At 37.4% G+C, this 12,954-nt stretch carries 16 protein-coding genes and 1 pseudogene; 6 read left to right on the top strand and 11 right to left on the bottom strand.

The features are described 5' to 3' along the window. Positions 1-41 precede the first annotated feature (41 nt). The gene (locus ABES02_RS16695; RefSeq protein WP_430137147.1) at positions 42-803 is read right to left on the bottom strand and encodes a DeoR/GlpR family DNA-binding transcription regulator; all 762 of its coding nucleotides are present in this window, start codon (positions 801-803) and stop codon (positions 42-44) included. Between the two features lie 419 nt (positions 804-1,222). Here ABES02_RS16695 and ABES02_RS16690 point away from each other — a divergent pair, with 419 nt between their 5' ends. Next, on the top strand, positions 1,223-1,426 hold the full coding sequence (locus tag ABES02_RS16690; RefSeq protein WP_430137144.1) for a hypothetical protein: 204 nt from the start codon (positions 1,223-1,225) through the stop codon (positions 1,424-1,426). Between the two features lie 569 nt (positions 1,427-1,995). Here ABES02_RS16690 and ABES02_RS16685 read toward each other — a convergent pair. The 5 genes from ABES02_RS16685 to ABES02_RS16665 all read right to left on the bottom strand — a co-directional run bounded on the left by ABES02_RS16685 (position 1,996) and on the right by ABES02_RS16665 (position 5,238). Then, the gene (locus tag ABES02_RS16685) at positions 1,996-3,441 is read right to left on the bottom strand and encodes a S8 family serine peptidase (protein WP_430137142.1); all 1,446 of its coding nucleotides are present in this window, start codon (positions 3,439-3,441) and stop codon (positions 1,996-1,998) included. A 367-nt stretch (positions 3,442-3,808) separates the two neighbouring features. Continuing rightward, entirely contained in the window at positions 3,809-4,078 is a 270-nt protein-coding gene (locus ABES02_RS16680) for a hypothetical protein (protein ID WP_430137139.1), read from the bottom strand. 320 nt (positions 4,079-4,398) lie between these two features. After that, the gene (locus ABES02_RS16675) at positions 4,399-4,644 is read right to left on the bottom strand and encodes a hypothetical protein (protein ID WP_430137136.1); all 246 of its coding nucleotides are present in this window, start codon (positions 4,642-4,644) and stop codon (positions 4,399-4,401) included. Then, positions 4,645-4,920 (bottom strand): hypothetical protein, encoded by a 276-nt coding sequence (locus tag ABES02_RS16670; RefSeq protein WP_430137134.1) that lies wholly within the window; start codon positions 4,918-4,920, stop codon positions 4,645-4,647. It abuts the gene before it with no gap. Positions 4,921-5,004: 84 nt separating this feature from the next. Beyond that, complete coding sequence (locus ABES02_RS16665; RefSeq protein ID WP_430137131.1) at positions 5,005-5,238, bottom strand: hypothetical protein; 234 nt, start codon at positions 5,236-5,238, stop codon at positions 5,005-5,007. A gap of 165 nt (positions 5,239-5,403) precedes the next feature. On the opposite strand from ABES02_RS16665, the gene ABES02_RS16660 reads away from it, so the two are divergent. Continuing rightward, positions 5,404-5,610 carry a helix-turn-helix domain-containing protein gene (locus ABES02_RS16660; RefSeq protein ID WP_430137128.1) on the top strand — a complete coding sequence of 69 codons (207 nt, stop codon included), beginning with the start codon at positions 5,404-5,406 and terminating at the stop codon, positions 5,608-5,610. 318 nt (positions 5,611-5,928) lie between these two features. On the opposite strand, the gene ABES02_RS16655 is transcribed toward ABES02_RS16660, so the two are convergent. Together ABES02_RS16655 and ABES02_RS16650 are read right to left on the bottom strand one after the other, a co-directional pair. Next, entirely contained in the window at positions 5,929-6,267 is a 339-nt protein-coding gene (locus ABES02_RS16655; protein WP_430137125.1) for a YolD-like family protein, read from the bottom strand. 468 nt (positions 6,268-6,735) lie between these two features. Beyond that, positions 6,736-6,960 carry a hypothetical protein gene (locus tag ABES02_RS16650; protein WP_430137123.1) on the bottom strand — a complete coding sequence of 75 codons (225 nt, stop codon included), beginning with the start codon at positions 6,958-6,960 and terminating at the stop codon, positions 6,736-6,738. 85 nt (positions 6,961-7,045) lie between these two features. Between ABES02_RS16650 and ABES02_RS16645 the strand changes: the two genes are divergently transcribed. Continuing rightward, positions 7,046-7,579: a tubby C-terminal domain-like protein gene (locus ABES02_RS16645; RefSeq protein WP_430137120.1), complete on the top strand. Its 534-nt coding sequence runs from the start codon at positions 7,046-7,048 to the stop codon at positions 7,577-7,579. Positions 7,580-7,772: 193 nt separating this feature from the next. Here ABES02_RS16645 and ABES02_RS16640 read toward each other — a convergent pair whose 3' ends face one another. The 3 genes from ABES02_RS16640 to ABES02_RS16630 all read right to left on the bottom strand — a co-directional run bounded on the left by ABES02_RS16640 (position 7,773) and on the right by ABES02_RS16630 (position 8,941). Beyond that, complete coding sequence (locus ABES02_RS16640; protein ID WP_430137118.1) at positions 7,773-8,459, bottom strand: restriction endonuclease; 687 nt, start codon at positions 8,457-8,459, stop codon at positions 7,773-7,775. A gap of 57 nt (positions 8,460-8,516) precedes the next feature. Further along, positions 8,517-8,654: a DUF3953 domain-containing protein gene (locus tag ABES02_RS16635; protein ID WP_430137217.1), complete on the bottom strand. Its 138-nt coding sequence runs from the start codon at positions 8,652-8,654 to the stop codon at positions 8,517-8,519. Positions 8,655-8,806: 152 nt separating this feature from the next. After that, positions 8,807-8,941 carry a hypothetical protein gene (locus ABES02_RS16630; protein ID WP_430137116.1) on the bottom strand — a complete coding sequence of 45 codons (135 nt, stop codon included), beginning with the start codon at positions 8,939-8,941 and terminating at the stop codon, positions 8,807-8,809. A 95-nt stretch (positions 8,942-9,036) separates the two neighbouring features. Here ABES02_RS16630 and ABES02_RS16625 point away from each other — a divergent pair, with 95 nt between their 5' ends. The 3 genes and pseudogenes from ABES02_RS16625 to ABES02_RS16615 all read left to right on the top strand — a co-directional run bounded on the left by ABES02_RS16625 (position 9,037) and on the right by ABES02_RS16615 (position 12,549). Further along, a complete protein-coding gene (locus ABES02_RS16625; RefSeq protein ID WP_430137113.1) occupies positions 9,037-9,330 on the top strand; it encodes a hypothetical protein in 294 nt (97 codons plus the stop codon). 563 nt (positions 9,331-9,893) lie between these two features. Beyond that, on the top strand, positions 9,894-10,898 hold the full coding sequence (locus ABES02_RS16620; RefSeq protein ID WP_430137110.1) for an NADP-dependent oxidoreductase: 1,005 nt from the start codon (positions 9,894-9,896) through the stop codon (positions 10,896-10,898). A gap of 377 nt (positions 10,899-11,275) precedes the next feature. Continuing rightward, positions 11,276-12,549, top strand: a pseudogene (locus tag ABES02_RS16615) (IS110 family transposase). Positions 12,550-12,954 lie beyond the last annotated feature (405 nt).

The following is a 12,954-nucleotide window of genomic DNA, read 5'->3' as shown; positions in this document are numbered from 1 at the left end:
TTCTTTTATCTGATATTAGATCTTTACCTATGGGGGAAAAGTCAGACTATGCGAACAGAAATTCCTGATTCCTCAATGCGGTTAAGCACGGTCTTTTGTGCAGCACTATCGGTTATTAAATAATTTATCTCATGAATATCCGCAAACTTCGCAAAGCTTACTTGACCTATTTTAGTATGATCAGTAATGAGGATAACCTTTTCCGCACAATCAATCATCTTCTTTTTTGTTGATGCCTCAATTAAATTTGGGGTGGTTAAACCATTTTCTACATCAACGCCATTCGTAGCAATAAACGATTTGTCTACACAAATTTGATTAAAGCTCATTTCAGCCAAAGGACCCACCAAGGATAGTGTTTCTGAACGCAGAGAACCACCACATAATAAGACTTCAATTCCAGATACATCCTTTAATTCGTTGGCACATAATATTGAATTGGTAACCACCTGTAAGCTAGAAAAGTTTCTTAGTTCTTGAGCAAGATAATAAGTTGTCGTACCCGAATCGAGCAAGATACTTTCACCGTTCTCAATAAGCATAGCCGCTTCCTTTGCAATAGCCCTTTTCTCTTTTTGAAACTGCACTTCTTTCTCAATGTAAGTCGGTTCGAAAGTTACACTTTTGAACAAGACAGCCCCACCATGAGTTCTTTTTAACAATTGTGCTTCCTCAAGTTCCTTTAAGTCCCTACGAATTGTTGATTCAGATAAGTCAAAGTGTTGACTTAATTCTTGTACATCTACTCTAGCATTCTTGTTTAGTAACTCTAGTATGGCCGACTTTCTTTCTATACCGTACATAGAATCGTTTTCCTCCAATTCATTTGAAATGCGACATTTGACCGTTTTAGCTCATTTTTGAATGAATTTGGCTTTTTATGCTCATTTTTGATTATATGTGCTATTTTACCAATTTACAATATGAATTTCAGAATAATTGTGAAAATTTTAAAATTAAGGGGGCAACACTCTGACTAAGTAAAACTTAGAAGTAAACACAAGTTCGGGCTTCGAATGGTATTAATTTGAGAGAAATGAAAGTAGTTTTGAAAAAGAAAAATTGAAGTATAAATTCTAAAATAAAACTAAACGGAAAAGGAGTTTCTCATTTTAGGGAGTAACTCCTAGTTTGTGGTTCCAAAATTGAATAGAAGCAGCTTACTCGATTCCTGCTTCTTCTTTTAAAATCATTGCCGAGACGCATTCGACGTGTATCGAGTGTGCCGTCTAAGACGAGAAAATCTAAACGAACCACCGTAGTGGATGAAAAGGTTATTGCTGCTCTCGATGAGCATATGTTAGCCCAGAAGAAAGTGCAGGAGCACTGTGGTGAAGCCTATCTTGATGAAGGATTCATTTTCGCCAAGAAAGAGAACCAACCCGGCTATCCTATAAGAGATTATGGTCCGGCTAGGCCACTTTGACGAGGAGACAACCAAAAACGTATATCTGCAAGTAACTAAAGAAATGAAAAAAGAGGCTTCCCACAAGTTTGAGCAACTCATGAGAAACCTCTAATGTTTGGAGAGAAATGTAAGCAAGATGTTAGCATTTCTCTCCCCTCTTACATAAAACCCTCATATATCAAGAGGTTGGGCGATGATTACATCATGCCGCCCATTCAACTTGAATCTAAATAGTAAAAAATAATAATAAAAAAGCTACTCAAATGGTTATTTATAAGGTTCTTAATAAAACTTTTTTAATTAATATCTAAAAATTTTGCGGACAAACTTGCGGACAAAATACAGTGATACAATTAGTGATGACATTGAACACGATAAAAGTTCCATAAACATTCTTTTAAGAAACGAGAAACCCTTTGGGTTTCTCGTCACTCTGAACAAGAGGCCATAAGCTTCTTGTTTTTTTCTTATTTTCTTTGTTTAGACAAACAAATCCCTTCTCTTTGTATCGTACTCGAGAAGGGATCTTATTTTAAGCAGTCTTTATTTACTGCAAACTTATTTTTTCAGTATTTTTCTATGAAAGATTATTTGCTTGTTAGTGCGTTATAAATGTTTGCTTCACCAGAACCGAACAATGGATCTTGTCCTGGTTTTCCTAAGTCCACAGCCGTTTGACGAAGAGATGCTTGCACTTGTGCAGGTGTATACTCAGGATGCGCTGCTTTAATGACACCTGCAATGCCGGCAACCTTAGGAGCCGCCATGGAAGTACCATGTAAGAGCGCATACCCTCTCAAGTTAGACGTTACGTTTGGAGCTAAGTAAGTCGGCCATGTAGAAAGTGTACGATACATGAAATCACGCTTACTCAATATCTCCGCTGTTGGAAAATCACGGTATAAGGTAGGGTTTTCACGAAATAACGCGTCATACACTGGACCGTTATCTCCGCCAGGTCCCGCTACATCAATCACGCTTCCGTAGTTTGAATAGAACGCGATCGAATCATTTGACCATTTGTTTGATGAAGAAACGGTTACAACACCAGGAATTTGCGCAGGTGCTACACGAGAAGGACCTTTAATATCTAGACCGTATTTCGCCCAGTAGGACTGCATATCCTGCAAACTATTCAAGTCGCGAGAGTCGTTTCCTGCAGACACTACAACCGTCACACCCTTTTTCGTTGCGTACTGCAAGGCACGGTGGTACGCAACCATAGATGCAGAGTCACCTTTTTCATCCAAGTTATTTGCTATCCAACGCCATCCGCCAAGACTCATGTTGATAACAGCTACACCATCATTTGCAGCTGCTACGATTGCGTCTGTAATCCAAGATTCCTCTGCACCACCAGTTGCTCCGAATACACGGTAGGAACGTACCTTCAGGTTTGGCCCCACCCCGAATACCTTACCATTCCCTGCAATGGAACCAGCAACGTGTGTACCATGACCGTTTTGGTCCCACGCATCCTTTGTTCCTGGAACGAACGTTTTACTTCCGGCTAAATCAGCATTTTCTTTTAGGTCTGGGTGATTAAAGTCCATCCCTGTATCGATAATTCCAACTACTGTATCATGATTTCCTTTATTAATATCAAATGATTTAAAATCATTTGTAACGCGCTTCACGTCCCATTGGTACTCATGATAGTTTTGATTTGGATTGTTCCAATCCGGTTGTGGGATCGTCGTGATCGGCATTCCGTCTGCCGGATTCGGATCATCTTCTAAATATACTTCTAATTCTTTCTCCGCAGCTTGTACATTAGTATCTTGTTTTATAGAAGATAGAAACGCTGGATTAGAAGAAACCGCTTCTAAAATTCCAATTTCTCCAATAACGCGCTCTACTTTACCACCTGCCTTAGTTACAGTTTCTGAGAAATTAGATGGAAGATTTCCTTTGTAAGCAATTAAATAACGAGTCGTTTCCTCAGAAGCTCTTGCTTTGTCTGTATTGAGCCCCGTAAACAAAGAGAATGTGAGTGCTGAACATACTGATAACATGGCAACTTTCTTTTTCAATCTTTACCCCTCCTAGAAATGAATTATAATATCAGCAAGATTGATTTTATCAGAAAATTAATTAAATTCATATAAAACATTCGATGAAAATATTTGAAATATTCAGTCTGAATTGGTTGTTGACAAACTAAATAGTCGTACTCCAAGTGCTTCCTCCCGATTTTTTAAAATTTTAAAGACACTTTAATTAATAACCCACTGATTTACCAGGCTTCTTAACGTTTTATGTAAACAGGATAAAATACTATTATATATATTTTGTGATTAAAATGTGGTCAAATTTTGGTCAAAAAAACTGCCCAAATGGCAGCTCTAATAACTTTTTTTCGATTAAATTCCAACAAGCCCTATATATTTACTACAGGAGTTATTGGATAGAAAGCAACGTCATTAAATCATGTTTTGTTATTCCATGATGTAAACAAAGCTCTTCGATAACCTCTATAGCCCAATCCCTTATTGCCTGAATTGCCTGAGTAGGAGTCCATACTACATTTTGCTGATCTCGATGATAAGCACTAAGTAACCCAGGTAATATTTCTAAGTATAAAGAAAGAAGTACTTCTGGTTCCCTACCTACAATACCATGAATCTCTCCGGTATCATCATTATAGAAGGTTCTCTTCTTATCTTTCATTTATATATTTAATAGGAAGAAAAACGTTATAAAGTTATTCTAAAAAAGCTTGATAAAACAGGCTTTTTGGCCTGTGGATGAGTTCTACTTGTCGGACCATCGGTGGTGCAGGCGAACACGCAAACGCTAATGGAGTGGAAGGGCATTGAAGATGACCACACGATCTGTTGGTCGCAGTATGAGAGGAATGCCGGCCTAAATCAATAAATAAATGGTCACATACAGGTTTATCACAGATGTGACCATTTATTGATAAGTAAAATAACTTAACGCCCTTCCAATCGGAAAGACGCTATCGGCAACATATAAACCTTAAGAACTCACCGCAAATCTACATGTCGCTTACATTTTGTACACTGGTAAAGATTTAGTTCCACTTCTCGATGCTTCTTTAACTTTCGGCATGTTTGACAGGATAGGGTGACGTGTCGTCCAGAAAAGCCACTTACAACTACACCTGTCTCATCCACTTCAATTTCTTCGGGTTTCTCCTCCAATACCCGGCTAAATAATGCATATGTGATTAACACTGTAGTAACCCCTGAGAAAAAACTGACCCAATTCATTTATCCATCCTCCCTACCGTTTAATAGGTAAACTAGATCCCCTGCACCATTATTAACGATGACCACCCTATATGAAGTTTGTGTGCAGTACTCTTTTTGCAATTTGTCCACCAGCCCTGCAATGTTCAAGCTTAATTCAATTAGCAGACCTGCAAGTGTCGTAGGCTTCATGTTGCAAGCTGTTGCAAGTCGGTTTAGCTTTAGGCTTAACCTGTTCGTCAGCGACACGTTCACCCGATGAACTTTCTTTCCGCCTAGCCCCTTCTCTTCTATCAAAACTCAAAACCCCTTTCCAATCGTCATGACAATTGACAATGTCAACCGTGTTACACTGTTACAAAATAATCGGGAGAGAGGAGGTTACTCCGTTTTCAATATTAACGGTGTCCCTTTCGTCACGATTGCGGTATGACTATCCGATGCCTGAACAGATGTACTTTCGGATTTAATCACTTTCCGCTGCCGCATATCCTTCTCGATCAGCTTCTTGACGTAACCGGAGAAATTGACGTTCTCGATGCGTTCTAAATACCGCCTATCTTCTTCGTTGGTAACGTTAAACGATACGGATTTGATAACCTTATTTTTGCTCACTTATCGCTCCTCCTTTCGGTTGTTTACTCTATGGTATGAATGGTAATACTTATATACGAATAAATAAGGTATGTTTATGCAAATTTTTGAGGTCTTATTTCAGCCCTAAACATTCATAGAGGAATTGCAGCTATTTTGCGGTATTATTTTTTATAGGTGATGTTAATGTGGAAATGTAACATAGAGGCTCTTATTAAGGAAAGCGGACTAAGAAAAGATTTCATAGCTGAAAAAATAAAGGTATCTCCGCGCCAGTTACGGAAATACGAAAAGTTCGAGTTATTCATTCCCGCCGAAACCGGTTTAATGCTGGCGGAGCTGCTTAACTGTAAATTTGACGATTTTTACGAAAAAATAAAAGATAAAGAATGATTGGTATGACCGTACAAAATCAGGATTGAATTTTTACACAGTGGACTAAAAAAACGTTAATATTGATTAGAAAACCAACAAAAAAATCGCTAGTGCTGAGAACACTAACGGTTCAATTCTGTGAATGAAGCCGGCAACCGAATCCTTTTTTCTAATCGCATTAAATTCCTGTCGACAGCGTAACAATACATTCGAATCCAATTTTGACATAATCTTTACGATTTCTTAATGCCTAGTTCATCTGAATTGGGTAAATTAAAGAAGTAGACCAAACCCCTTATTGTATCCGGTACTTACCCGGATATTTTTTTGTCGGTATTAAATAACAACCTTCACTCCGACTACACTATCGAATGCCACCCGCTCAAACTCTCCGTCTTTAACTTCAATCCGTAGCTCATGCGTTACCGGATCAACGAAGTGTATTCGCCCTGTCATTTCCTTCGTAAAGCCATCGGCCCATATCATCAGCTTTATCGAATGGTTATATTCCATTGCGTAAATAATGCGTAAGTCGAGCTCTTCTGCTTCATGCTCGTCAATGATTGGCTTCCTTTCCCGCTTAGTATCACGCCAAAAATCCTTCTGAGTCTTCGCTAATTCTGGCAATTGAAATGCTGCCTGCCATTTAACCATACCGCGATCACGTATCGCCATATAATCGCCTCCTTTCTTAATATTATATACGAACTTATGTTCCATATGTATACATAAAGGTATATAAGAAACAATATTAGGAATCCTCCATATGAAACCATCCTTTTAATTCAAGGGTGGTTTTTTTATATAAGCTCCATGCTTGTCCATGTCTTTATAAGACAACCCTCATAATATATTAATATCCCTTGATTAAAGTAAGCATTTACAAGAGCGGCTTATGGCGCTTTTTCCCTTTTCGTACATAAAAACGCCACCCGTTAAGGTGACGTAATAGTTTATCGCTTTATCTTGCGCGGTTTATTCAGCTTCCAGGAAAATTGTCGCTGCAGTATGACGGAATATATGCGGATGCAAATTCTTGTTATTCCTGCCTTCACATCGTAGCCATTTAATCTTTTCTGAAATGCTCGCAGTTGACAAAATGACTGCCCTTTATTATGTACATTTTGTTTAATTAATAACTTTTTATCGGTAGATTCCATTTGGATGAAAGTAATGCATCCAATTTTTCACTTTCTTAAACAGCTTATCATCCATAACAAATGATTTTACTTCCGTTCCGAAAAGATGCTTATGATAAGCTTTAAAATTTTCGCATCCTCTTAAAAGCTCAATTGCGGCTACTTGACCCATTCTTGATGTCGTTCCAACCACAATAAAAGGAATTTCTTCTTCATAATGTAGGAGCACCTTTCCTCCAAAAGAAAATGATACTATAAATGTTTCCGACGTGTTATATAATATAAAAGTTCAATTGAATGTGCTGGAGGATACTATGGAACAGTTTACTTATCAAGTACCTGAAAAGGTGCATATTTCAACAATAATACCAATAATAACCGAACAAGGAGAAGCTGTATTCATAATAAGAAAACAACAACATAAATTCTTTACCCGTATCGTCCACAACTCATTACGTGGTGGCATTCCCTATAGTTATAAAATTGCTAATGCGTTTGGGAAACCACTTTATACCATAGACTGCCTGTTTCCAGGCTTTAGGTACAAATTGATTGACCATTTATCCTCACAAACCGTGCAAGTAGCTTCCAATAAAGTTCAGCTAATTGAAAAGGCATATCGTTTTATATTAAATAACCACGAATATTTTTTTGAAAAAGATCATACAAGTGCTGGTTACTTAAAATGCGACAATAAACTAGTAGCCAGTGTTTCGATGCCTATTAAAACAAATATTTCGTTGTTCAAAAAGTCAGAATTAGATACTATTATTATAAAATCAACGACGCAGGAAGTCGCAGGTCTTGCTGCCGTTTTATATCATACGTTCTATTATTACGGTGCTTAAAATTAATGTACAAAAATCAAACTTTTGTTCAACTAAACTGCCAGTTACTTCAGCAAGAAAAGCTGCCAAAAAGGCAGCTGGATCTTCGGTTATTGCATACATTTGTTTAACAAGATTTTTTTATAAAAAGATTAGACATAAAATATTGATCGTCAAAGTTGCAGTCAATGTAAAACGAATGTCGAGAACTTACTTATGCCCCCTTATTCATTTCTAACATCCACTTCATTAAACGATCTCGATCAATTAATATTACTTTATTAGAGGTTGCCAGTTTCACAGCAGGTGCGGTGAAATAGTTATTTGTAATAACCCAACATTCATCAGCATTATAGTGGTTCTTAGCAGAAACAATTTCTTGAACAGCTTTTAGTCCCACTTTTTTATTGTACCTTTTGGCTTGCACAACTATCTTTTTATCAGTATTTGATAATACAAGATCAGCACCATAATCTCCTGTTACCGAGGTTAAACTAACCTTATATCCCCTGCGATTCAATAGACCTTGTAAATACTCCTCAAATACAGTACCAGTCATTTTGTCTACTTCTAATATGCCTGATTTCCGTAGCCTTTGTTGTCTTAAATAGTTAGTCACAAAAGCCCAAATTAATGAACCTGCAAAAAATATTACAAGGATCACAGTTAATTTTGGTTCTGCTGTAAGTATTGCCCACAGTAATTCAAAGCCAACTCTTAATCCAGTTAAAAAGTCCAATTTTTTCCTCCCTTGCCTTGTAGCATAATAGTTATATTCTACCATTTTATTATAGTTTTCGAGCTTATTTTTTTGATTAAATATAACTTTCTTCCTGTAACCGTTAGCACAACAGCAAAAAAAGACCGCCGCAGCGATCATTGCAGGAATATCATCTTTCACTCAAGCACCCGTTAGAATAAGAGAAAGCTACCGATGGTGGGTAACCTAACCTAATTGTTAGCGAAATAAAATACTTTGAATAACACCATAAAATATAAAAGTTGCAAAAAGAATGTAACTTATACCGACTTTTTTTCGTTTTTGGCGTAATTCGGAAATACCGATAATTATCAGTAACATACTTAAGAAAAACATCGCATACGGAAGTACCGCATTATTATGTGTGATAATACTGTAAATTCCTATTGCAACTGCCATTATTGAAAGGATTATCCTTATAATTTTTAACAATCATCTCACCCCGATTTACCCTGCTAATAAGAAGTCCATATTATTTATTCTCTCCATTAATCCAATTCCTTTTTCACTAACCTGCCTTTTACATCAATAAGAAAAAGCATTACCGTTGTTCCAGTAATGCACCCATTAGTTGAACAAGAAAAAATGACTGCCGATAAGACAAGCATATCTTGAACCAACATAGTGAGTAAAACTACTTCAGCTGGGTAGTATATGTTTGGGGTAGTGTCCTTCCATCATCAGCATATTCCCCATTAATAAACAAGGAAGTGAATAGATGAATCAGAGTAACGAACGCAATAACTTTGGTGAAAAAGTAGAAGAAAGTGGCAACAATCAAGCTGATAGTAATGCTAATCAAGATGCGAGTGACTTTGGTGAAGCAGCAGGAGCTTTTAATGGAGCCGTTGCGGGTTCTATGATAGGTGCTCCATTTGGACTAATTGGTACTGTAATAGGCGGTGTTTCAGGCGGTGCTATTGGTAACCAGATCGTTGAGGGGGCTGAAGTCGATGACAAAACAGCTTCCACAAATCGTGATGAGAGCAATAATAACTCTATAAATAAGTAGCAGGCACTTTACAAAAATGTATTTGTGTTAATCTCACCAAAAAAGGACCGTCAAAAAGACAGTCTTTTTTTTCACTAAAGCACCCGATAGTTTAAGTACAATTCTTAACAATCTTACAAACCACAAAAATATTCGTAGCTAAATTTCAGACATTCCTAAAAATATATAAACCGAATCCTAGGGTTTCTCTTCCCCATTTTTAAGTACATTTCTCTCCAACTTCTAATTCTATCTAACATTTCAGGACAATCAGGGTCTTCAGGATGGTTATATCAATAGAAGAAACGCTCACCTTTAGTTAATGTTTTTTGATTATCCTATTTAATATTAGTCAAGTAATAATGAGATAGAACAGAAAAGGTAAATCAAGTCCTTCCATTATGAAACTCCCATTCTTATATCCTTACAAGGAAAATTCACCAAAAAAAGAGGATTACTACAAAGTTCAGTATGAACCCGGTAAAAAAACAAAAACTAAAGACACGAGCAATTCTTTTTGATTCATCAAGTGATTAATATATAGTAAATATGATTCAAATTTAGGGAAAAAGGAGTCTCATACAGTGCCAAAACAAATACTATTAAAAAATAGACCAACAGGGATGCCAACACATGAGAATTTTGAAATAAGAGAAACTGAAATTCGCCAACCAGGACAAGGTGAATTACTAATCCGTACCGTTTATATTTCAGTTGACCCTTATTTGCGGGGGCGTATGAACGATACGAAGTCCTACATTCCACCCTTCCAATTAAATGAGGTTATTTCAAGTGGTGTAATTGGCCAGGTTGAAGAGTCTCAATCAGACCTATTTAAAAAGGGCGATCTTGTTTTAGGTTCTTTAGGATGGGAAGAATATTCCATTGCAAAAGAAACAACCGTTCGTAAAATAGATTCAACCATTGCACCTGCTTCTTCATATTTAAGTGTGCTCGGAATGACGGGACTTACAGCATATTTCGGTTTAATAGACATTGGTAAACCAAAGACGGGCGAAACGGTTGTTGTATCTGGTGCTGCCGGCGCAGTCGGATCAATAGTCGGTCAAATTGCCAAGCTTAAAGGCTGCCGAGTGGTAGGAATTGCCGGTTCAACCGATAAGGTCAAGTACTTGGTGGAAGAACTCGGGTTTGATGCAGCAATTAATTATAAAACTCAAGATGTTGGTGAGACCCTTAAAGAAGTGTGCCCGAATGGAATTGATGTTTACTTTGAGAACGTCGGGGGAAAAGTGACAGACGCAGTCTATCCTTTATTAAATAACTTTGCTCGAATTCCGGTATGTGGTGCCATTTCCTCCTATAATAACGAAACTGAGGATATCGGACCACGCGTTCAGTCCTATCTAATTAAAACGAGCTCATTAATGCAAGGCTTTACGGTTGGCAATTATTCATCACGCTTTGGTGAAGGTATCCAAGCATTGGCGGGTTGGCTTAAAGACGGCAAATTAAAGTATGAAGAAACCATTACAGAAGGCTTTGACAATACAATTGAAGCTTTTCTAAGTCTTTTCAAAGGAGCCAACCTTGGAAAAGCAATTGTAACAGTCTCAGAAATTCAGTAATGAACTAACAAAAAAACAAACAGAGTAATACCAAACGTTCCGTTTTGAGGTGCATATCGATAAATTGACAAACAAAATGACACTTTATCTTTATACTAAGGTTAGTTAGTTCAACGATAATAAAAGGGCCACACATTTTATATATGTCTAAAATGTGCGGTCCTGTTTCATTTGGGTTGCTTTTTATTTTATTGAATTAAACTCCACGTTCAATAAGAAAAACAGGATCGCCGTAGCCACCCCGTTATTGAACATAAGCACCCGTTAGAATTCCTGTAGATAGCTAATTATCAACTTTGAAAAAAATTATTAGGTCCCTCAGTAAGATATGAGTATAGACACCACTCTAACTCAAAACCTTAAGGAGGAACCCTAATATGAAGTTTAAGATGCAAGACAAACAAAATCAACTAATTGAGAGAATTTCCGATAAACACCTTGTGGTTGGTGTGGATATCGCCCAAGAGTTACACGTAGCTAGAGCTGTAAATTTCCGTGGAATAATCGTCGGCGATCCTGTTACATTTGAAAATAATGAAGAGGGCTTTGCTAGATTACTACAATGGATTAACCAGTTAAAACCTTAAAAGGATTTGCTTCTACAATAATCGGCATGGAACCTACAGGACATTACTGGGTTAATCTATCAAAATGACTATACGACCAAGATATTGAGGCAGTAACTGTTAACCCACACCTCGTAAAAAAGAATAAGGAAAACCGTGATAATAGCCGTTCGAAAAGTGATAAAAAGGATGCTCTTGTTATCGCTGATATGGTCAAGAATGGTTACTATTCCTTTATTCGTCCTACTTCAGAGGCCTTTGAAAAACTAAGAGTTTTAATGTCTAACCGAGACATGACGGTTAAACGACTTGTCAGTGCGGTCAATCAAATCAACCGTTGGGTCGATATTGTTTTCCCAGAACTTCGGCAGGTATTCAAAGATGTTAAAGGCAAAGGGGCAATGGCAACTCTACGATTATTTCCTACACCACTTGAACTACGTTCAATGAAAGCAACAGATATCGTTGTAGGTTGGAAAACCCAAATGAAGAGACAACCTGGGTTAAGAAAAGCAAAATTATTAATTGAATTGGCTATCCATTCAGTCGGAACTCGACAAGCACTTGATGCTTATAAACTACACCTTGAACAATTGATTGAAGAGTTTGATTTAGCAACCACTCAACTCGAGCGAGTTGAAAAGGAAGTCACTGAAGTCCTTAAACGAATACCTTTCGCAAGAAAGTTACTTGCTATTAAAGGGATTAGCGAAATTGCCCTCGCAGGCATTTTAGGAGAATCAGGAGATCTCAGTGGATTTGCACACGGCAATTCATTATTGCGTCATGCTGGGTTGCACCTTGCAGAAGCTAGTTCAGGTAAATGGAAAGGTCAAATTGTCCTTTCCAAACGTGGTAGATCTCGTTTACGGCGCTTCTTGTATCTAACGACTATGAGTCTTGTCATGAACAACCCTGATTTTAAAGAACTACACTCTAATAATGTTAAAGTGAAAAAGATGAAGAAAATGAAATCAATTATGAAACTAATTCATAAACTCGCAAGAGTCCTAGTAGGAATGGCTAGAAAGAATGATTCCTATCGTCCTGAGAAGGTACAACCTATTATGTCAATAGCTGCCTAATGTTAAATTGATAATAAAATAATTACTTTAAGTTTAATGCCTTTCGAATATTGGCTTATTCGTAGGATTTCAAAGAAAGTACGAGTACCGGATTTGTTGTGCAAAAGGGCTCAATACCCATTCCGTTAGAAAGACCGGCCTCTACCACTTGGATAGGTGTAACGAAGGAATGAGAGGGCATTGACCCGTTGAGACATGGGAGTGAAAACCTCCAAGGGTAGCGTGGAGAATACGTACATTATATGGAAATTATTGGAGTTATTACTACCTCCTTTATTTAAGTACGCCTTCATGTGCCAAAATGATCTAAACTCATTCAAACAATACCCTACTATTCTTTCAAGTGATTTGAAATCCTGCGAATAAGTGAGTATTCGAGAGATAATCGTATCTAACTGAGGGAGC

Source organism: Neobacillus pocheonensis (genome assembly GCF_050477905.1).
GTDB classification, from domain to species: Bacteria; Bacillota; Bacilli; order Bacillales; family Cytobacillaceae; genus Neobacillus; species Neobacillus pocheonensis_A.
The sequence above is the reverse complement of the archived record's forward strand: the minus strand, read 5'-3'. Positions and strand labels throughout refer to the sequence as shown.

Excerpts from the sequence above, each read along its gene's own strand:
- ABES02_RS16695 (WP_430137147.1), bottom strand. The coding sequence starts at position 803 with ATGTACGGTATAGAAAGAAAGTCGGCCATACTAGAGTTACTAAACAAG.
- ABES02_RS16680 (WP_430137139.1), bottom strand. The coding sequence starts at position 4,078 with ATGAAAGATAAGAAGAGAACCTTCTATAATGATGATACCGGAGAGATT.
- ABES02_RS16675 (WP_430137136.1), bottom strand. The coding sequence starts at position 4,644 with ATGAATTGGGTCAGTTTTTTCTCAGGGGTTACTACAGTGTTAATCACA.
- ABES02_RS16660 (WP_430137128.1), top strand. The coding sequence starts at position 5,404 with ATGTGGAAATGTAACATAGAGGCTCTTATTAAGGAAAGCGGACTAAGA.
- ABES02_RS16655 (WP_430137125.1), bottom strand. The coding sequence starts at position 6,267 with ATGGCGATACGTGATCGCGGTATGGTTAAATGGCAGGCAGCATTTCAA.
- ABES02_RS16645 (WP_430137120.1), top strand. The coding sequence starts at position 7,046 with ATGGAACAGTTTACTTATCAAGTACCTGAAAAGGTGCATATTTCAACA.
- ABES02_RS16635 (WP_430137217.1), bottom strand. The coding sequence starts at position 8,654 with ATGTTTTTCTTAAGTATGTTACTGATAATTATCGGTATTTCCGAATTA.
- ABES02_RS16630 (WP_430137116.1), bottom strand. The coding sequence starts at position 8,941 with ATGTTGGTTCAAGATATGCTTGTCTTATCGGCAGTCATTTTTTCTTGT.
- ABES02_RS16625 (WP_430137113.1), top strand. The coding sequence starts at position 9,037 with ATGAATCAGAGTAACGAACGCAATAACTTTGGTGAAAAAGTAGAAGAA.